The 19245-nt window shown below is 73.3% G+C and carries 19 protein-coding genes; 7 read left to right on the forward strand and 12 right to left on the reverse strand.

Features of this window, described 5'->3' with window-relative positions; translation table 11 throughout:
• Positions 1-90: 90 nt before the first annotated feature.
• From AB0A69_RS29450 to AB0A69_RS29460, 3 genes are read right to left on the reverse strand one after another with little or no spacing between them, the layout of a single operon-like run.
• On the reverse strand, positions 91-720 hold the full coding sequence (locus AB0A69_RS29450; protein WP_361428344.1) for an acetoacetate decarboxylase family protein: 630 nt from the start codon (positions 718-720) through the stop codon (positions 91-93).
• On the reverse strand, positions 717-2435 hold the full coding sequence (locus AB0A69_RS29455) for a GMC family oxidoreductase (RefSeq protein WP_361428346.1): 1719 nt from the start codon (positions 2433-2435) through the stop codon (positions 717-719). Before AB0A69_RS29455 ends, AB0A69_RS29450 begins: the two co-directional genes overlap by 4 nt.
• Positions 2432-3085, reverse strand: a complete 654-nt coding sequence (locus tag AB0A69_RS29460; protein ID WP_361428348.1) for a TetR/AcrR family transcriptional regulator — start codon at positions 3083-3085, stop codon at positions 2432-2434. The genes AB0A69_RS29455 and AB0A69_RS29460 overlap by 4 nt, the downstream gene beginning before the upstream one ends.
• Positions 3086-3273: 188 nt before the next feature.
• Between AB0A69_RS29460 and AB0A69_RS29465 the strand changes: the two genes are divergently transcribed.
• Positions 3274-4605, forward strand: a complete 1332-nt coding sequence (locus AB0A69_RS29465) for an NAD(P)-binding domain-containing protein (RefSeq protein ID WP_361428350.1) — start codon at positions 3274-3276, stop codon at positions 4603-4605.
• Here the strand turns inward: AB0A69_RS29465 and AB0A69_RS29470 are convergent.
• Entirely contained in the window at positions 4583-5539 is a 957-nt protein-coding gene (locus tag AB0A69_RS29470) for a hypothetical protein (protein WP_361428352.1), read from the reverse strand. The genes AB0A69_RS29465 and AB0A69_RS29470 overlap by 23 nt on opposite strands.
• A gap of 406 nt (positions 5540-5945) precedes the next feature.
• Between AB0A69_RS29470 and AB0A69_RS29475 the strand changes: the two genes are divergently transcribed.
• Complete coding sequence (locus tag AB0A69_RS29475) at positions 5946-8162, forward strand: SpoIIE family protein phosphatase (RefSeq protein ID WP_361428354.1); 2217 nt, start codon at positions 5946-5948, stop codon at positions 8160-8162.
• Positions 8163-8172: 10 nt separating this feature from the next.
• On the opposite strand, the gene AB0A69_RS29480 is transcribed toward AB0A69_RS29475, so the two are convergent.
• Together AB0A69_RS29480 and AB0A69_RS29485 are read right to left on the reverse strand one after the other, a co-directional pair.
• Complete coding sequence (locus AB0A69_RS29480; RefSeq protein ID WP_361428474.1) at positions 8173-9570, reverse strand: FAD-dependent oxidoreductase; 1398 nt, start codon at positions 9568-9570, stop codon at positions 8173-8175.
• Between the two features lie 45 nt (positions 9571-9615).
• Positions 9616-10785: a polysaccharide pyruvyl transferase family protein gene (locus tag AB0A69_RS29485; RefSeq protein WP_361428356.1), complete on the reverse strand. Its 1170-nt coding sequence runs from the start codon at positions 10783-10785 to the stop codon at positions 9616-9618.
• A 202-nt stretch (positions 10786-10987) separates the two neighbouring features.
• On the opposite strand from AB0A69_RS29485, the gene AB0A69_RS29490 reads away from it, so the two are divergent.
• The gene (locus AB0A69_RS29490; RefSeq protein ID WP_361428358.1) at positions 10988-11215 is read left to right on the forward strand and encodes a DUF5133 domain-containing protein; all 228 of its coding nucleotides are present in this window, start codon (positions 10988-10990) and stop codon (positions 11213-11215) included.
• Positions 11216-11292: 77 nt separating this feature from the next.
• Here the strand turns inward: AB0A69_RS29490 and AB0A69_RS29495 are convergent, their stop codons facing one another.
• Together AB0A69_RS29495 and AB0A69_RS29500 are read right to left on the reverse strand one after the other, a co-directional pair.
• On the reverse strand, positions 11293-11955 hold the full coding sequence (locus AB0A69_RS29495; protein WP_361428476.1) for a DUF6766 family protein: 663 nt from the start codon (positions 11953-11955) through the stop codon (positions 11293-11295).
• 77 nt (positions 11956-12032) lie between these two features.
• Positions 12033-12539: a hypothetical protein gene (locus tag AB0A69_RS29500; RefSeq protein WP_361428360.1), complete on the reverse strand. Its 507-nt coding sequence runs from the start codon at positions 12537-12539 to the stop codon at positions 12033-12035.
• Positions 12540-12738: 199 nt separating this feature from the next.
• On the opposite strand from AB0A69_RS29500, the gene AB0A69_RS29505 reads away from it, so the two are divergent.
• Complete coding sequence (locus AB0A69_RS29505) at positions 12739-13005, forward strand: GlsB/YeaQ/YmgE family stress response membrane protein (RefSeq protein ID WP_361428362.1); 267 nt, start codon at positions 12739-12741, stop codon at positions 13003-13005.
• 21 nt (positions 13006-13026) lie between these two features.
• Here the strand turns inward: AB0A69_RS29505 and AB0A69_RS29510 are convergent, their stop codons facing one another.
• The gene (locus AB0A69_RS29510) at positions 13027-13659 is read right to left on the reverse strand and encodes a GNAT family N-acetyltransferase (RefSeq protein WP_361428364.1); all 633 of its coding nucleotides are present in this window, start codon (positions 13657-13659) and stop codon (positions 13027-13029) included.
• Positions 13660-13986: 327 nt separating this feature from the next.
• Here AB0A69_RS29510 and AB0A69_RS29515 point away from each other — a divergent pair, with 327 nt between their 5' ends.
• Complete coding sequence (locus AB0A69_RS29515; RefSeq protein ID WP_361428366.1) at positions 13987-14865, forward strand: DUF5995 family protein; 879 nt, start codon at positions 13987-13989, stop codon at positions 14863-14865.
• An 8-nt stretch (positions 14866-14873) separates the two neighbouring features.
• On the opposite strand, the gene AB0A69_RS29520 is transcribed toward AB0A69_RS29515, so the two are convergent.
• A complete protein-coding gene (locus AB0A69_RS29520; RefSeq protein ID WP_361428368.1) occupies positions 14874-15455 on the reverse strand; it encodes a DoxX family membrane protein in 582 nt (193 codons plus the stop codon).
• A gap of 191 nt (positions 15456-15646) precedes the next feature.
• Here AB0A69_RS29520 and AB0A69_RS29525 point away from each other — a divergent pair, with 191 nt between their 5' ends.
• Positions 15647-16069, forward strand: a complete 423-nt coding sequence (locus AB0A69_RS29525; protein ID WP_361428370.1) for a DUF350 domain-containing protein — start codon at positions 15647-15649, stop codon at positions 16067-16069.
• Positions 16070-16325: 256 nt separating this feature from the next.
• On the opposite strand, the gene AB0A69_RS29530 is transcribed toward AB0A69_RS29525, so the two are convergent.
• Positions 16326-16835, reverse strand: a complete 510-nt coding sequence (locus AB0A69_RS29530; RefSeq protein WP_361428372.1) for a hypothetical protein — start codon at positions 16833-16835, stop codon at positions 16326-16328.
• Positions 16832-18265: a WGR domain-containing protein gene (locus tag AB0A69_RS29535; RefSeq protein ID WP_361428374.1), complete on the reverse strand. Its 1434-nt coding sequence runs from the start codon at positions 18263-18265 to the stop codon at positions 16832-16834. Before AB0A69_RS29535 ends, AB0A69_RS29530 begins: the two co-directional genes overlap by 4 nt.
• 198 nt (positions 18266-18463) lie before the next feature.
• On the opposite strand from AB0A69_RS29535, the gene AB0A69_RS29540 reads away from it, so the two are divergent.
• A complete protein-coding gene (locus tag AB0A69_RS29540; protein ID WP_361428478.1) occupies positions 18464-19231 on the forward strand; it encodes a peptidoglycan recognition protein in 768 nt (255 codons plus the stop codon).
• The last annotated feature ends 14 nt before the right edge of the window (positions 19232-19245 follow it).

Consider the following 19245-nt stretch of genomic DNA (forward strand, 5'->3'; position numbering starts at 1 on the left):
ACGACAACGCGGCTGGGGGCACCCCCAGGCGCAGCTCTGGGGGAGTGCGTGCCAGACGCCGCCAGGCAGACGGGACTTTGCGGACACGACCTAGGAGGCTGCGCCGAACCGCAGGCGGAAGTCCCGCAGCACCAGGCTGAGCAGCGGTGCCCGGCGGGTGAAGCGGCTCAGCGGGCTGTCGTCGGGCACCGACCAGCGCGCACCGCTCGCGAGGGCGACACCGGTCCGGGTGCGGACCGGGCTGGTCTTGAGGCGCCCGTGGAGGGTCTGGGCGACGTGGTAGGTGAGGGGCCAGCGGCCCGGCAGGCGGCGGGCGCCTGCGAACTCGGCGGTGGCGAGGGTGCCGTGGTCGGCCTTGGCGGTGGCGCGCAGGCCTCCTCCTGCCGGACGGTCGAGGTCGAAGGAGGCCGGGTCCTTCGGGATGCCCCACAGTTCCCGGCCGCCGGCCAGGGATGCGGGGCTGTCGACCCAGATGTCGGTGATGGTGACGCGTGGGCGGGCACCGTCGCGTACGAGGACGGCGGCGAGGAGCTCGTTGTAGTGGAGCACGCTGTCCTGCTCGTACACGATCCACGCGACTCCGGCCACGCCGCGTCCGGCGACGGTGACCGGCCGGGCGCCGGGCGGCAGGTCCGGCGGCAGCGCGTGGCGCGGTACGAGCCAGAGGGACAGGTACATCTGCCCGGCGAGGTGCCAGGGTTCGGGCGGGTAGGCCGTCACGGTGTGTCCTTCCTGGGGGCGGCCCGTCCCAGCCGCAGCGCGGCGGGGGCGGTGGCGGGCACGGCCGGCGTGCGCGGCGGGACGGGTGCCAGGGTGCGGTAGGGCTCGCCGGGGGCGGGCCGGGGGTCGGGGTCGCCCTTGTTGGGCCACAGGGCGGTGGCGCGTTCGGCGAGGGCGGTGATGGTGAGGGAGGGGTTGACGCCGAGGTTGGCGGAGATGGTGGAGCCGTCGACGATGTGCAGGCCGGGGTGGCCGTGCACCCGGTGGTAGGGGTCGACGACGCCCGTCTCGCCCGTGTCGCCGATGGTGCAGCCGCCGATGAGGTGGCCGGTGGTGGGGATGTCGAAGAGGTCGGCCCACGTGCCGCAGGGTATGCCGTCGATGTGGCGGGCGGCGTGTCGCGCGGCCCGGTGTCCGGCCGGTATCCAGGTGGGGTTGGGGTCGCCCTCGCCGGGCCGGCTGGTGAGCCGGCGTCCGAGGAGGCCGCGTCGCGTGTAGGTGGTGACCGAGTTGTCGAGGCTCTGCATGACGAGGAGGACGAGGGACTGCCGGGCCCAGCGGCGCGGGGTGTGCAGGGCGGGCAGGTCGCGCAGGTTCCTCGCCATGGCGGCCAGGCCCAGCAGCAGCCGTGAGCGGCCGGGCACGGGGTCCACGAGGGTGGCGCCGAGCAGGCCGAGGAGGTTGCTGCCGCGTCCGTAGCGGACCGGTTCCACGTGCGTGGTGTCGTCGAGGTGGATGGAGGAGGTGATGGCGACGCCGCGGGTGAAGTCGGCGTTCCGGTCGCGGGAGCGGGCGGCGAGGATCGCCTCGGAGTTGGTGCGGGTGAGGCGCCCGAGGCGCGGGGAGAGGCCGGGGAGCGCTCCGGTGTCGCGCAGTCGGTGCAGGAGGCGCTGGGTGCCCAGGGCGCCGGCGGCGAAGACGACGTGCCGCGCGGTGAGGGTCCGCGTCCGGCGGCGCAGGGTCCGGCCGGTGCGTACGGAGGTGACGGCCCATCCCTCGCCGAGGGCGCGGACGCCGGTGACGGTGCGTTCGGCGTGCACCGTGGCCCCGGCGCGCTCGGCGAGGCCGAGGTAGTTCTTGGGGAGGGTGTTCTTGGCGTTGTGGCGGCAGCCGGTCATGCAGGCGCCGCAGTGCAGGCAGGCGGCGCGGGCGGGTCCGGCGCCCCCGAAGTAGGGGTCGGGTACGACGGTGCCGGGCGCGCTGCCGGGCGGCCCGAAGTGCACGCCCACCGGGGTGGGGCGGAAGGTGTCCTCGCGGCCGAGGTCGCGGGCGGTCGCCCGCAGCACCTCGTCGGAGGCGGTGACCAGCGGGTTGGGGGTGACGCCGAGCATGCGGCGGGCCTGGTCGAAGTACGGGGCGAGTTCGGTGCGCCAGTCGGTCAGGGAGGCCCAGTGCGAGCCCTCGTAGAAGGCGGCGGGCGGCTCGTACAGGGTGTTCGCGTAGCCGAGGGAGCCCCCTCCGACGCCCGCGCCGGTGAGGACGAGCACATCACCGAGGAGGGTCATGCGCAGGATGCCGGTGCAGCCGAGCCGGGGCGCGAAGAGGTAGTCGCGCACGTGCCACGACGTCCGCGGGAGGTCGGCGTCGTCGAAGCGGCGCCCGGCCTCCAGGACGCCGACGCGGTAGCCCTTCTCGGTCAGCCGCAGCGCGGTGACGCTGCCGCCGAACCCGGAGCCGACGACGAGGACGTCGTAGTCGAAGGCCGTCGCGGTCATGGGCGTTCCTCCGTGACGAAGCCGGCCAGGAGGGGGATCACCAGCCGCTCGATCGCGGTGCGCCGGGCCCCGGGCCGGTCCTCGGCGAAGGCGACGGGTCCGGCGAGCCCCGGGGTGAAGGGGGCGAGCGCCAGGTGCGGCAGGAGCAGGAGCAGCAGGGAGAGCAGGGCGTCGGTGTCCGCGTCCTCGCGGATGTCGCCGACCTCGACGGCCCGCTGGACGAGGGGCCGCAGCCCGGCGAGGTAGAGCCCGTGGACGGGGGCGCGCACGGCCTCCCTGACGGCCGGGTCCATTTCCATGTTGGTGGCGGCGGTGACGCCGCGCTCCAGGGGGTGGGTGGCGAAGTAGTCGAGCCACGCCTCCAGCGCGTCGGTGAGGTGGGTGGTGAACTCCTTGCCGCCGTCGTATCCGTCGAGCCACGGCCGCATCGCCGCGTAGATGCGCAGCGAGGTCTGTTCGGCGACGTACGTGAAGAGGTCGAGCTTGCCCGCGAAGTACTGGAAGAGGGATCCCTTGGCCACTCCCGCTTCGCGGGCGATGACGTTGAGGCTTCCCGTGGAGTAGCCGTGCGTGCCGAACTCGTCCATCGCGGCGACCAGCACCCGTTCGCGCCGCGCGGGCGAGAGGTGTGTCCAGGTGGAGGTGGGCATGAGTGCTCCCGCTGTATGACCGGGCGGTCATGTGACCGCTCGGTCATCGTCGCGAACGCACCGGTATGACGTCAATCCCCGCGCAGGACACGCATGTTGACAAGCCGTCAGGCGCGGCCCCACCCTGTGACCGACCGGTCATGTGACCGGGTGGTCACCCCCGTCCGTCTCTCGTCGGAAGGCTCGTGATGAAACGTGTCTGCGTCATAGGAGCGGGATCCTCGGGCATCGCCGCCTGCCAGGTGCTCGCGGAGCGGAAGATCCCGTACGACTGCTTCGAGGCCGGCTCGGAGGTGGGCGGCAACTGGCGCTACCTCAACGACAACGGCATGTCCTCGGCGTACCGCTCCCTGCACATCAACACCTCCCGGCAGGTCATGGAGTACGCCTGCTTCCCCATGTCGGAGGCGTATCCCGTCTACCCGAGCCACTTCCACATCGCGCGGTACTTCGACGAGTTCGTCGACCACTTCGGCCTGCGTCCGTCCATCACCTTCCGGACGGAGGTCATACGCGTCGAGCCGTCCCCCGACGGGCGGAGCTGGTCCGTCACCACGCGGCACCGCGACGGCGGGGACGAGACCGTCCGCTCGTACGACGCGGTGCTCGTCGCCAACGGCCACCACTGGAAGCCGCGTTGGCCCGACCCCCCGCTGCCCGGCTCGGAGTCCTTCGCCGGTACGCAGACGCACTCGCACCACTACCGGACGCCCGACCCGTTCGCCGACCAGCGGGTCCTCGTCCTCGGGATCGGCAACTCGGCGTGCGACATCGCCGTGGAGACCTCCCGGGTGTCCCGGCGGACCTTCCTCGCGATGCGGCGCGGCGCACACATCCTGCCCAAGTACCTCTTCGGGATACCCACGGACCATCTCACCGGCTCGTGGCTGGCCCGCGCGCCGCTCGCCGTCCAGGACCGGGGGCTCCAGCTGCTGCTGCGGCTCAGCCGCGGCCGGTTGAGCGACTACGGCCTGCCCGTGCCCGCCCACAGGGTGCTGGCCGCGCACCCGACGATCTCCGATGACCTGCTGTCCCGGCTGGGGCACGGCGAGATCACCGTGAAGCCGATGATCGAGCGCCTGGACGGCAAGGAGGCGGTGTTCACCGACGGGTCGCGCGAGACCGTCGACGCGATCGTCTACTGCACGGGGTACGCCATCAGCTTCCCCTTCCTCGGCCGCGAGATCGTCGACCCGGCCGGGAACGACATCTGGCTCTACCACCGGGTGGTGCACCCCGACCACCAGAGCATCTACTTCATCGGGCTGGTCCAGCCGCTGGGCGCGATCATGCCGCTGGCGGAAGCCCAGTCGCACTGGGTGGCCGACCTCCTCGAGGGGAGGTGCGCGCTGCCCGGGCGCGCGGCGATGCGGCGCGAGATCGCGACGTACCGGGCCCGTACGGCGCGGCGGTACGTCGCGTCCTCACGTCACACGATCCAGGTGGACGCCCTCGCCTACCTCCGCGAGCTCAGGGCGGAGCGCCGCCGCGGTGCGCTCAGTACGCCTGCTCCACGGTGACGGCCCGGTCCGTGGCGTCGCCCCAGTACCGCACGTAGGAGGCGGCGACGGGGTCGCCCAGGGACGCCTTGAGGAACAGGGCCGACCAGCGGCCGGCGGCCCGTATGGACTCGGTCTGGTCCAGGCTCTGGGGAGAGGCGTCCGGGGCCGCGCCCGGCGGGTTCTGGACGTCGGTGATCCCGAAGTGGTTGGCACCGTGCAGGCCGACGAGTGCCCTGGGCTTGGCGGTCAGCGCCCGGTAGGTGTCCCGCGCGGCCGCGGGCGCGGCGACGCCGTCCGCGTCGCCCTGGACCAGGGCGACCGGTACGCCGGTGTTGTTGATGGGGCCGACGGGCCCGCCGCCCGGCGGCACGCTGTTGGTGCCGAAGAAGGCGGCTGCCTTCAGCTGCGCCGGCTTGACCGCGCCGGGCGGCAGCCCCGCGCAGAAGGGCGGCACACACAGCCCCTGGAGGGCGGTCAGCCCGGCGGCCCCGCCGAAGGAGTGGCCGAGCAGGGTCAGCGTGCCGGTGTCGATGCGGCCGGCGAGCGGGCTGCCGTCCCGGCCGTTCTCCGCCGCCGCCCACGCCACCGCGCCCAGGGTCTGGTCCGAGGAGGCCCACAGGCCCGGCACCCCGAACACCGGACGTACGTGGTTGGGCACGACGACCACGAAGCCGAAGGCCGCGACGGTACGCGCGTAGCCCTCGTAGTGGGCCTTGTCGACGTTGGCGCCCTGGAGGAGCAGCGCCACCGGCAGGCCGCGGCTCGTGGTCGCCGGGTAGTACACGTCGGCGGCGTCGGCACCGACCTTGGTGGCGTACGAGCCGGTGGGGAAGGTCGTCGGCTTCTCGGGCGTCACGGTCTGACGGGCCTCGGCGTGGCCGCCGACCGCCGCCAGCAGGGCGAAGCTCAGCAGTCCGGCGAAGAGACCTCGCCGGAGGGAGGTTTGTGCCATCGGGACCTCGATCCTGGGACGATGACCAGTGGAGCGTTTCGAATGGAGAAACTCCGTTTCTCTCCCGGGAAGTTAACGGGCGCGAGAGCTCCCGCGTCAACCCGCTGCACCGCACCACTCGCACACCCGCACCGCTTAACGAGACGGAACGTACCGTCTAGATTCTTTCCCATCGGTCGGCGGCCGGTCCTCGTTCCGCCTGCCGCACCACCCTGGTTTCCCAGGAAAGGACTGCTGCGCCGCAAGCCCGAACTGGCCCGGCTGGTGACGGCCGCCGCGTAGCGCACGGCCGGATCGAGCGGCTCGGATCGGCCGACCCCGATCGAGCGGCCCGGATCGGCCGGCCCGGATCACGCCCGCCGCCGCACAGAGAGCGGGCTGCATGACCTTTCGGTACGTTCGAGCCATGGGGACCGATGTCGATGCGCTCCTGCATCGTCTGGCTCGAAAGCTCCGGCCGCGGGCGGACCAGTTGGCCGAGGTACTGGTCCGACGCCTCCGCGGCGAGCTGCCCGGGCTGTGGGACCACGAGGACCTCGCCGCCCGGCTGCTGGAGGAGATCGGCGGGCACACGACCGCGTTCCTGGACGTGCTCGACAGCGGCCTCGACACGTCCGCCGTCCCGCCGCCGCCCCAGGCCCTGGAGGTCGCCCGCGAGTCCGCCCGGCGCGGGCTGCCGCTGGGCACCCTCCTGCGCGCCTACCGGCTCGGCCACCTGCTCCTGCTGCAGCGGCTGCGGGCGGAGACCGCCCGCCTGACCGACGATCCGAAGCTGGTCGACGAAACGGCGATGCGGCTGATCAGCGCGGCGTTCGCGTACGTGGACCGGGGCTCGGAGCAGGTCGTCGCCGCCTACCAGGCGGAGCGCGAGCGCCGGCTGCGGCGGCGGCTCGCCCTGACCGACGCGGCGAACAGGCGGATCGGGACCACCCTCGACATCGCTCGTACCGCTCAGGAGCTGGCCGAGGTCGGCACCGAGGACTTCGCCGACCTGGTCGTCGTCGACCTTCTCGACTCCGTCGTCCACGAACCGCCCGCGCGGCAGCAGCCGACGCCCGGACCGGCACTCCGCCGCATCGCTCGGCGGGACGTCCGCGCCGCACCGGATCGCCCTGCCGCCGAGGAAGCCGCCAAGAGGGCCGCCAAGAGAGCCACCGAGGGGGCCGCGGAGGGGGCGGCCCACCGCTACCCGGAGGGGTCGGAGCCCGCTCGGGCCCTGAACACCGGGCAGCCGGTCCTGCACCGCGTCACCGGTACCCGCGCCCCGGCGTGGTGGGCGCCGGCGGCGGACGGCGGCACGGCCGGCGACTCCCCCGGCTCGGTCCTGCTGCTGCCCCTGCAGGCGCGCGGCGGCACCCTCGGCCTCGTCCACTTCTACCGCGACCGCGCCGCGGTCCCGTTCGACGACGACGACCTGCTCCTGGCGCAGGAGATCGGGGCACGGGCCGCGGTGTCCATCGACAACGCCCGGCGCTACACCCACGAACGCCTCACCGCGCTCACGCTCCAGCGCAACCTGCTGCCGCAGCACACGGTGGAGCACCCCGCCGTCGAGACGGCCTCCCGCTACCTGCCGAGCGGGAGCGGTGCCGGTGTGGGCGGCGACTGGTACGACGTCATCCCGCTGTCCGGAGCCCGCGTCGCCCTCGTCGTGGGGGACGTCGTCGGCCGGGGCCTGCAGGCGGCCGCCACCATGGGCCGGCTGCGCATGGCGGTCCGCGCGTTCGCCGACATCGACCTGATGCCCGACGAACTGCTCACGCACCTGGACGACGTGGTGATCCGCCTCCAGCGCGAGGAGGCGCGCGAGGACGGTGAGCTCAGCGCCAGGTGCCTGTACGCCGTCTACGACGCCGCCACCCGGATGTGCTCGCTGGCCAGTGCCGGGCACGTCATGCCGGCCGTGGCCACTCCCCCGGAGCCCGGCGGCGGGGGAGTCACCAGGTCGGTCCGCTTCCCCGAGCTCCCGATCGGCCCACCGCTGGGGCTGGGCGGCCTGCCCTTCGAGACCGCCCAGTTCGAACTTCCCGAAGGCAGCCTCCTGACTTTGTACACCGACGGCCTCATCGAGAGCCGCACCCGAGACCTGGACACCGCGTACGCGACGCTCGGCGAGGTCCTCGCCGGTGCCACGGAGTCGCCCGACGAGACCTGCGACCGGCTGCTGGACGCGCTCCTGCCCAGTCGCACCACCGACGACGCCACTCTTCTGGTGGTACGCACACGCGCTCTCGACCCCGGGCACATCGCGGTGCTGGACATCCCCCCGGACCCGGCGGCCGTGGCCGGAGCCCGCTCGTTCGCGTCCGGCCGGCTGGCCGCCTGGAAGCTCGAGGACCTGTCCTTCACCACGGAGCTGATGGTCAGCGAACTGGTGACGAACGCGATCCGCTACGGAAGAAGCCCCGTTCAGCTGCGGCTGATCCTGCAGTCCACGCTCACCTGCGAGGTCTTCGACGCCGGCAGCACGTCCCCGCGCCTGCGCCGCGCGCGTACCTTCGACGAGGGCGGCCGCGGACTGCTGCTGGTGGCCCAGCTCGCCGAACGCTGGGGCACCCGCCACACCCGGGAGGGCAAGGTCATCTGGGCCGAGCAGCCCCTCCCCGTACCACCGGCGTCGTAGCCGGCCGTGCTCAGTGCAGGCTCGCCCCCTGCGCCCGCAGCTCGCGCTGGACCACCGTCGCGGGGACGTCCTGCGGGCGTTTGCCCTGGGTGGCGGCGAGGGCCGCGCAGACGCCCGCCGCCTGCCCGGTGGCCATGGCGATCGGCATGACGCGGTAGGAGGAGTGGGCGACGTGGTCGCCGGAGATGCAGCGGCCGGCGACCAGGACCCGGTCCACGTCACGGGGGAAGAGGCAGCGCAGCGGGATGTCGTAGGACCGGCCGCGCGGGAGTCGTTTGAGGGTGGTGCCGCGGCCGCTGGGGTTGTGGATGTCGACGGGGTACGCGCCGCGGGCGATGGCGTCGTCGAACGTGCGGGCGGTCAGCACGTCCTCGCCCGTCAGCTGGTACTCACCCGTGATGCGGCGGGTCTCGCGGACGCCGGTCTGGACGCCGCTCTGCACGACGTACGAGTCGGCGAAACCGGGCACCCGGGCCTTCAGGAAGCGGGCGATCTGCGCCATCTGGCGGTGCGCGGTGAACTCGGCGCGGGTGAGGTCCCAGACGCTGGTGCCGAGGACCTCGGTGACGCGGGTGGAGTTGACCGCGACCTCGCCGGTGTTGGGGGTGGCGAAGAAGAGCACGTCCTCGCGCGGCAGGTCGAGTTCTCCGGCGTCGGTGGCGGCGCGGACCAGGTCCCACAGCCCGTGCACGCCCTTCCACTGGTCCGGGTTGGCGCGGGCGTACGCGGCGAACCGCTCGTGGTCGAAGCGGGCCAGCCGGAACATCAGCGTCATGGGCTGCGTCCAGCCGTCCTCCGGCCGGCCGATCTCGTACGAGGCGCCCGCCGCGGCGGCGATGTCACCGTCGCCGGTGCAGTCGACGATCACGTCCGCGTCCATGACCAGCGGCCCCGACTTGGTCTCGAACACGGCACGCGCGCGGTCGGGGAGGTCGACGACGCCGGAGGCGAAGGCGTGCAGCAGCGTGCGGACCTCGTGGACCTCCAGCAGCTCGTACAGCACGAGCTTGAACAGCTCCGGGTCGAAGGGGACCGTGTAGCCGGTCTCCAGTGAGGGGCGGATCGCCGCCCCGGCGCTCACCAGCCGGTCGAGCAGTGTCCGCAGCACACCGCCGACGACCGGCTCGCCCTCGCCGTGGTCGGGCGGCAGCAGCCGGGACGGGTCGCCGACGACGGCCTGCTTGACCTCGTTGTGGAAGCTCATCAACGGCATGACCAGCGCCGCGGTGGCGTTGCCGCCGAGGAACCCGTACCGCTCGACGAGGACGACCTCGGCGCCCGCGTTCGCCGCTCCGATGGCCGCCCCGATGCCGGCCGGTCCGCCCCCGATCACCAGCACCTGCGTGGCGCCCGCGTGCAGCGCCTGGCGCGGGGGCAGCGTCACGCTCCGGGGGACCCGGGGCGGCATCAGATGGGTCACGGTTCCTCCCTGGGGAGCCGAGGGTGCGTACGGTCAGCCGACCGCGGCCGTGGCCGACGCGCCGTCGTGGACGAGGGGGCGGGGAGCGATGCGGTCCAGGTAGGCGAGGAGCCGGTCGGCGGTCTCGGCGGCCCGCACCTTCATCGCCGCCGTCCGGGCGGCCGTGTGCGCCGCGCGGGCCGACCGCTCGTCCCAGAGGCGGTCCACCTCGGCCAGGAGGGGGCCCGCGGCCTCCCTGACCACCCCGCGCAGGGCCGGAGCGCCGATCTCCTGCGCGAAGTCGAAGACCTTCCCCGCGTACGGCAGGGGCAGCAGCGGGACCCCCGCGAGCGCGGCGAAGATCAGGAAGTGCAGCCTCATGCCGATGGCGAGGTCCAACTGCTTGACGATGTCGAGCACCTCCTGAGGGCGGTAGCTGCCGTGCAGCACCCGGCAGCGCTCGGCCTCGATCATGTGGGCGACCACGGCGTGCGCGTGCCGGATGTCGTCGCGCTCCATCGGTACGAAGACGACGTGGGCGTCCAGCCGGTGGACGAGGAAGTCGCCGACGCTGGCGAGGAGTTGGTGGTAGCCGTCCTCGTCGAGGTGCTCGGCCGCCCGGCCGGGCTCCCGTACGCTCATGCCCACGAGGCGCACCCCGCTGGGCACGGCCTCGGCCCGGAGGAGCGCGTCGCCGCCGTCGCCGGGTTCGAGGAGCAGCGCCGGGTCGGCGGTGACCGTGATCGGCCGGTTCAGCCCGGCCTCCTCCAGGACCAGCTTCGACTCCTCGTCGCGGACCGTCACCTCGGCCGCGCCGGAGAGCGCCGTACGGACCCACGCGCAGTCGGCCTCGTCGCTGAGGGGTCCGGCGCCGACGGCGTACGTGAAGACGGGGACGCCGTGCTCCTGGGCGGCCCCGGCCAGTCGCAGGTAGCGGCGGGCCTCGGTGTTGTAGAGGATGCCGCCGCCGCCGAGCACGAGCACGCTCAGCCGGCGCAGGTGCTCGGAGATCCGCTCCCTGTTCACGCCTTCCCAGCCGACCACCTCCACGTCGGGATGGAGGAGGCGGCTGCGGTCGGGATGGCGGGAGAAGACCACGAGGTGGGCGTCGGGGCGCCCGACCCTGATGCGGTCCAGCATGGCGGTGAGGATCGCCTCATCGCCCACGTTCCGGCCCCCGTAGGAACCGAGGACTCCTACGGTGACGCTGCTCCGGTCGCCCATGATCGACCCCCTCGCCGCCTCGCGTGTACTCCTACACCAGTTCACCCCATGGCGAGATTTACGCATCTCGAGGGCGGAGGAGCGCCGGCCGACGGTTTCCGGCCATCGTCCGGGACGGGCCCGCATGGAGTGGCGCGCGCGGGGAACCAGCGCTGTCACCCGGGGCGTACGGCGCCTTTCGGGAGTCGAAAGGAGATCTGTTGTGCTGATGGCTCACCCGGCCGTTCTGTCGAAGCTGATCGAGGAGTACGAGACCCTCAAGGCCCTCCACGCGGAGGCCGGCGGCCCGGCGGTACAGCAGCGCCTCGAAGACGTCACGTACACGCTGTGCGTGTCCACCGGCACGCAGGACGGCGAGTCCGCCCTGGCAGCCGCGCGCCACCAGCTGCTCGGCAAGGCGTCGCAGGAGGAGTCCCTGCTCGCCGGCTGAGCCGGCCGCGCCGTCCCCGGTCCGGTCCCCGCGTGAGCCCCCGCCTCGTGGCGGGGGCTCAGCCATGGCGGGGGGGGTCAGCCTTCGACTCCGGTGGCGGAGTGGGGCGCCCCGACGGGCTTGGACTCCGGGGAGCCGCGCTGCCTGAGGTAGATCGCGAAGATGGCCATGGAGGCGACGGCCAGGAGCTCGGACTGCCAGTTCTGCAGGGTGCGGCTCCAGAAGTCCGCCGAGGAGAGGTACTCCGTCCAGGTGCTGGGCGCCTGGAGCCGGCGCAGCTGCTGTTCGTTGTAGGCGGCGACGCCCGTGACGGACTGGGTCAGCCAGGAGAGCAGGAAGATGGCGCCCATGACCAGACCGAGGGAGCGGGAGAAGACGAATCCGCGCCAGTCCGTGGCCGCGGCCCAGCGCGGCGAGTCCTTCCTGGCGTGCTCGCCGACCATCTGGTCCTCGTCGGACTCGGTGCCGGCCTTGTCGAGCTCCTTGGACTCGGGTGAGCCGCGTTGCAGCAGCCAGACGGTGGCGAAGATGTAGAGGAAGAACTGCAGGTACTCCGACTGCCAGTTCTCCGTGACGTCGACGGCGAAGTCCGACGAGGCCAGGTAGGCGGCGAAGCCGATGGGGGCCACCCCGTCGGATACGAGCTGGTTGTCGAACTCCGCGTATCCCGCCACGGTCTGGCCCGTGAGCGCGAGCAGGAACGTCGCCAGGAAGAAGAGTCCCAGGCTGTTGTCGCGCAGAAAGCGCCGCGCACGGTGCCCCTGCCGGTGCCGGTGCCTGTCCGCGGCGGCGGGCCGGCCGGGTGCCGGTGACGTGCTCACCGGTGTGTCAGCCCCAGCGTCATGAAGTACGCCAGGCCGGCGACTATCACCAGCAGCGTTCCCGCGAACAACGTCCTCATGTACCTCACCCGCCCTTGATCTCGCACTGGTACGGCCGCTGGGGACGCGGCACGCAGCCGGCTGCGGTCACCTTCCAGCCCCCCGGGAAACCGCGCCAGGAAGAGGGTGTCGTGCTCCAGGACCACCCGGGCCTGGTCGCCGTACACGTCCACGCCCCGTACGCCGCCGCCGCGCGGCACGTCCTCCTCGCCGATCGCCCGCTCGCACCGCCGTCCCGCCGACTGCTCCAGTTCCTCCCTGGTGGACGGCGCGAGGGCGGCGCACAGGCGCTCGTGCCGCCCGGCGTCCAGCGCCTGTTCGAACCGGACGGCCTCCGCCGTGACGCGGTCGCGCCGCTCGGGAAGCGTGCCGCACGAGGTGACCGCGACCGTGACGACCACCGCCACAGCGGCGATGCCGGGCCCGTACCACCGTCGTGCCATGCTGCCTCCCGCGCGGACCCGTTCCCGGGCCTGCGGCGGGCCGCCCGGTCGGACATGTGCGAAGCGGTTACCCGCCGATCGGACATCCACCCTCCCCGCCCCGCAACCGGGGCTGGTCCGACGGCGTACGCATAGGGCGGCGGAGGGCGGGCACGCGGAGTGTTACCCGAAGGTCGGGCAGAGAACGGAAGGAGACGCTGTGACTTTCCTCTGGGCCATCATCGCGGGTCTGATCATTGGTCTCGTGGCCAAGCTGGTCCTCCCCGGGCGCCAGCCCATCCCCCTGTGGCTGACGGTCCTCCTCGGTATCGTCGGCGCGGTTGTGGGAAACGCGCTGGCCTCCGCTTTCGGAGTGCGGGAGACGGGCGGCATCGACTGGATCCGCCACATCTTCCAGGTGGGTATCGCGGCTCTCCTGATCGGCGTCGTCAGCCCCATGTGGGCCCGTCGACGCACCCACGCCTGAACCCCGGGCGTCACAGCCCCGTCAGCCCCCGGCTGACGGGGCTTTCCGTTTGCCGCCCCGGCGTCCCGCCGCCGTGCGCAGGTCCAGCCGCATCAGCACCCGGGGGTGGCCGGCCAGCACCGAGGTGGTGTCGGCGGCGTGGACGAACCCGGCGCGCTCGAAGTTCTTCCGGATCCCTGCGTACGCCATCGTCAGGTCGACCTTGGCACCGCCGGCGGCGGAGTTGTCGATGGGATACGCCTCGACCACCGGTGCGCCGTGGGTGCGGGCGAACTCGACCGCACCGGCGATGAGGGCGTGGGAGATCCCCCGCTTGCGGTATCCGGGGCGTACCCGGATGCACCACAGCGACCAGACCGGCAGGTCGTCGACGTGCGGGATCTTGCGGTTGCGGGCGAAGGAGGTGTCCGAGCGGGGTGCCACGGCCGCCCAGCCGACCGGCTCGCCATCGTCGTACGCGATCACCCCGGGAGGGGGGTCGTTGCGGCACAGCTCGGCGACGTACTCGCCCCGGGCGGGCCCGCTGAGCTCGTTGTTGAGCTTGGACGGGATCCGGTAGCTCAGGCACCAGCAGACGTTGGCGCCGGGTGACTTCGGGCCGAGCACGGTACGGACGTCCTCGAAGACCGACGCCGGGCGAACCTCGATGGTCATGACACCACGATGACACGGGACGGGGCGCGGGGTACCGCCGCCGGGGCGGCCGCACGCCGTCCGGGCGGACGGTCGGAGTGCCCTCGCCGCGGGCGGTCCCGCTCACCTGACGGACCACCTCACGGACCGCCTGACGGACCGCCTGACGGGCCCGCCCCGCGGGACTTTCCGGCAGGCCTTTCCGGCAGGCGCCGGGGGCGCCCTTCGCCCGCTGATCCGCTTCGTGACCCCGTACGCGCGGGCTTCGTTGTCCCGTTGCTGCCGCCGGGCAGCGACCGGGCGATGGGAGGCCGCAGGATGTGGTGGAGGAACAGGGTCGCAAGGGCGTTGGGCGCGCTCGCGCTCTCGGGTGCGCTGTGTGCGACGGCGGTGACGCCCGCCGGGGCCGCGCCGGCGCCCGCGCCGCGGCCGCCGGGCCTGACGTGTGACGGCCCCGCGCTCGACTGCGTACGCGACGCGAAGCGCGTACTGGCGCGGCTCCGCGACGGTCTGGGGTGCGACCACCGGGCCCCGTTCCCGTCCATCTACACGCATCTGCAGCAGTCGCTGGAGGACACCGTCCGGCGGCCGGGCTCCTTCGACGAACCGCAGTGGCTGGCGGGCGACCTGAACACCGGTTTCCTCAACCTGTACCTGGACGCCTACCGCGCCGACGACGCCGGCCGTCCGGTTCCGCGGGCCTGGCGGATCGCCTTCGACGCGGCCCGCACCGCCGATGTGAACGCCGGTCAGGACGTCCTGCTGGGCGCCAACGCGCACATCCAGCGGGACATGCCGTACGTCCTCGCCGCGCTGGGCCTCACCCGCGCCGACGGCACCAGCCGCAAGCGCGACTACGACCGCTTCCAGGCCGTGGTGGACCGCGCGTACGGCCCTGCCGTAAGGGAAGTCGCCCGCCGTTACGACCCGTTGGTCGCGCTCGCCGACGACCGGTGGAACCCGATCGCCGGTTACACGGCGCACGGGCTGTTCAGCCTGTGGCGCCAGCGTGCCTGGTCCTACGCCGAGCAGCTCGGCGACGCCGAGGAGGCCCGGGACCCCGCCGCCCGCGCCCGCGTGGCCGACGCCATCGAGGCGAACGCGGCGCAGTGGGCGTCGATGCTGGCCGTGGTGGAGGCGCCGGGCTACCGCACGACACGCGACACGTACTGCCGGGCCCAGCAGCAGGGCCGGACGGCGGCGGGCGGGGTCACGGCCGGCCGGTGAGACGCAGGTCAGGCGGCGCCGTTCCCGGGGGCGCCGTTTCCGGCGGTACCGTTCGCGGGGGCGCCGTCCTCGCTGCCGTCCTCGCTCACCTGGTCGATGACGCGCTTGCCGATGACGGCGGCCGCGGCGAGTGCGCTGCCGACGAAGGCGGCCGCCAGGGTCCAGGGCTGGTCGAAGCGGTGGCCGGTGGCGTGGTCGAGGGAGAAGCGGCCCGCGCCCGCCATGCCGAGGGCGGCGGCGGTGAAGCCGAGGAAGGCCGGGTACTCGAAGCCACCGGACTGGTTGAAGAACCCCGCGGGAGCGTGCACCGCAACCGCCCCGGCCATGGCACCGGCCGCGATGGCTCCGGCGGCGGGCGTGGCGAACCCCAGCGCGAGGAGCGTTCCGCCGCCCGCCTCACCGAGCCCGGCGGCGATGGCGCTCTGCCGGCCGGGGCGGAAGCCCATCGCCTCCATGGCCTTGGACGTGCCCGCGATGCCTCCGCCGCCGAACCAGCCGAACAGCTTCTGGCTGCCGTGCGCGGCGAGTACCGCTCCGGTGCCGGCCCGCAGAAGGAACAGGCCGAGGTCGCGTCGGATGGTGCGGTCCATGGAGGTCTCCCGGAGGCGTGCGGGCGGGGCGTACGCCTCCACTCTGGCCGCCGTACGGGCCCGAGTCGGCCCGTTACTGGGCCGTCCGGGTCATGGCCGCCGGATCACGGCACCGAACTGGTGCGCTACATTTTGCGCGCCCTTGACCGCGATCACCACGATCTTTTCATCGATACGGAGCCGGCATCTCAATGAGCGACATCGTCAACGGACTTGGCCGGGCCACCGCCTACGGAGCCCTGGGCGTGGTCCTGCTGATTCTCGGCATCGTCCTGGTGGACCTGCTGACGCCCGGAAAGCTCGGCCGGCAGATCTGGGAGCAGCGCAACCGCAACGCGGCCCTGCTGCTGAGCTCGGCCCTGCTCGGTATCGGCGGGATCGTCTTCACCTCCATCTGGACGACGTACACGGACTTCGGCAAGGGGCTGGTGTCCACGGCGGCCTTCGGCCTGCTGGGGCTGGTGATGATGGCCGTCGCCTTCTGGGTCGTGGACCTGATCACCCCGGGCCGGCTGGGTGCCACGCTGGTCGAGCCGGAGCCGCACCCGGCGGTGTGGGTGACGGTGTCGTGCAACCTCGCGGTGTCGGCCATCATCTCGGCGTCGATCGCCTAGGGGGTGTCTTGTCGGTCAGGCCGGATCAGGGAGCGGCGTCTGGTGCATGGGGTCTCCCCAGGCCCCTTGGGGCCGAGGGGACGGATCGCAAGGCGGAGGAGGGAGCCTCCCCCGTTGCCCGCAGGGCTACGGGGGCCATTGGCGACCGACGACAACGCGGCGTGGGGGCACCCCCAGGCGAAGCTCTGGGGGAGCGGTGCCAGGCGTCGCGAGCCCGGCAAGATCGGCAAGACACCCCTTAGGAACCGGGTCCCCTTCACGCCGGGCCGTGGCCGTGGGGCGGCTCCACCTCCAGGAAGCGCCGTTTGCGCGGGCCCCGGTAGAGCAGCGCTTCCCAGCCCAGCGGGTCCAGCGCCCGGGCGCACGCGGACAGGGCGGCCTCCTCTTCCCGGACCGCCTTGCCGCCGGGCGGGCCGAGCCATTCCACCCGCGCCGTCCCGGGCCGCTCCCCCGCCGTGACGCGGTACCCCGTCCTGACGCGCCGGCCCTCCGCGTCGACGGCCGAGGGCGTGATCCCGGCGGCCTCCAGGGCCAGCGCCACGGCCCGTACGGGCTGGTTCAGCTCCCAGGCGGCGGGCACGGCCCCGGGGTCGCCGCCCCGGGGGCCGGTCAGCCGCCGGATCTGGAGCATCCCCTCGAACGCGACCCGCACCTCGGCGGCGCGGCGCTGCGCCGAGGCCTCGTCCGCCGGCGTCCCTTCCGCCGGGGTCCCTTCCGCCGGGGCGGGGCCGTCGCCCGTGGCGGCCTCGAACCCCGCGCCGGTCACCGGAGCCTCCTGATGTCACCACGCACCCGGTAGAAGCCGCCCGACGCGGCATGCAGCGCGTCGACGACGTACCGCGCGCCGGGCTCGCGTATCGCGCGCGGGAACTGGACGTTCCACGACCGCTCGTACCCGTCCGACACCACGTGGACCCGCGTCCGGCCGCCCTCCTGTACGCACTCGACGACCACGGCGCCCGCGGGGGCCGCCGTCACCGTCGTCACCGAGGCGGCGGCGGTGGCCGGGGCGTAGGTGGGCAGGGCGGCGGCGAGCTTCACATCGCGGGCCACCGGCACCGTGCCCTGCTGGGCGGCCGCGATCGCCGCCTCGCTCGCGTCCACGCAGACCAGCGAGCCGTCCGTGGTGACCAGGTACAGCCGTTCGTCGCGGTACTGCATGGACAGGGCCGAGCCGCTGCCCGTGCCGAGCTTCCACAGCCGTGTGCCGTCCCGGTCGAAGCAGTACACCGACGACGCGCCGTCCCCGGCGAAGACGAACCGGCCGCCGGGCGAGGTGGCGCAGGAGTACACCGCGCTGTCGCAGCCGTACGTCGCCTCGATGACACCGGTGGCCTTCGACAGCCGCTGTACGACGCGCTGCCCCGTGCCCGCGTACACGGCGTCGTCCTCCTGCCAGCCGAAGAGCACCGCGCCGCGCGTGGGCGTGTGCCACAACTCGGCGCCGCCGTCCGGGGCGTGCGCCGTCACGCCGTGGGTGTGCCCGTGGTAGACGGCCCGGTCGTCGGCGCGCACCATCCAGGCGTGCTCGCCCCGGCCGCCGCGGGACCACTGGTGCTCGTCCTCGTGGTCGATGACGGTGAGCCGTCCGGCGCGGTCCGCGACGTTGAGCACGCCCTGGTGGATGTCGAGCCAGAAGATGTCGACGTCGGCGGCGATGTCGTACGCCGCGAACGGCAGCTTCGACGACAGGTCGTACACGCGGCCGTCGTCGCAGCCGGCGTAGATCCAGAAGTCGTCGGCGACCAGGCACTTGACGCCGTCCGGCAGCTGGTAGCGGGCGAGGACGTCGCCGCCGTGCGCGAGGGTGTAGACGTCTCCGGCCTGGTTGCCCACCCAGCAGCGCTCGTCGTCGATGTGGATGCCGAAGGCTGCGGAGCCGGTGCGGAACCGCCACAGCACCGGCGCGACCCGATGGGCCGTGGAGGGCGCGGACGTCACCTGGCGGCGCGTCACCGAGCGGGGTGCGCGCTGGCCCTGCACGGCCGGGGCGTACCCCTTGCGCACCTTCTCGCCTATCTTCTTGGCGGCCGCCGCCTGGGCCTTCTCGGCGGTGGGGAACGTCGACGTCTGTGTCTGCCCGGCGGCACCGATGCGGCCGTACCGCACGGTCACGACCTGCCCCGCCACCGTCACTTCGTAGAACTTGTGCGCACCGCCACCGTCCTGCGACAGCTCCAGATACGTCTTCGACATGGCAGACCTCTCCCCAGGTCAGGCCCGGCGGCGTGTCCCCGGGTCCCACTTCCTGAACAGTAGAAGCCGCCACTGACAATCGGCCCGGCTCCCGGTCGGAGCAGTCCGGCGGGCGCGACGGGGGCCGGGGTGGTGACGATGGACCGGCGGGGGCCGATCGGGCCGGCGGGGAGCGAGGAGCGAGGAGCATGGGTGAGCCTGCGTGAGCCGAGGAGGCGCCGGTCGCGAACCGCCGTCTCCGTCGCCGTGCTCGCGGGGTTCGCCGCCGCCTCGCCGTGGCTCACGCCGTCCGCCGCCCCACCGCCCGGTGCGGACGTCGCCCAGGCGCGCGCGCCGTCCGGGAGCGGCCGCCATCCGGGTCCCCGGCCCGCGATCGTGCTCCGGGCCGCGTGGCAGGCCGACTCCGTGGACACGGCCCCGCCGGACGTCCGGTACGCGCCCGCCGTGCGGGCCGCCGTCATCCACCACACGAGCACGCCGAACGGTTACGACTGCGCGAGCGTGCCGCGCACGCTGCGCGATCTGTACGCCGGGCACGCGTACGGGCGGCACTGGGACGACATCGGCTACAACTTCCTCGTCGACGCCTGCGGCACCGTTTACGAGGGCCGGGCGGGCGGTGTCGACCGGGCCGTCGTGGGCGCGCACACGCGGGGGTTCAACGAGGGGACGGTCGGCATCGCGGCGATCGGCACGTTCGACGGCGGCGAGACGGTCCCGGAGCCGATGCTCGCCGCCATCGCCCGGCTGGTCGCCTGGAAGCTCGACCCCCTCGGGCCGGACCCGCGCGGCAGCGTCGCCCTGGTCTCCACCAACGACGAGGCCCGGTACCCGAAGGGCGCGAAGGCCCTGCTGCCGGTGGTCGGCGGGCACGCGGACGGCTATCCGACCCGGTGCCCGGGCGCCGCCCTGTACGCGAGGCTGCCCGACATCGCGGCCAGGGCGGCCCGTATCCAGCGCCGTTGAGGGCGCCGCTCCAG

It is taken from the genome of Streptomyces sp. NPDC045431, from assembly GCF_040646655.1.
GTDB lineage: Bacteria > Actinomycetota > Actinomycetes > Streptomycetales > Streptomycetaceae > Streptomyces.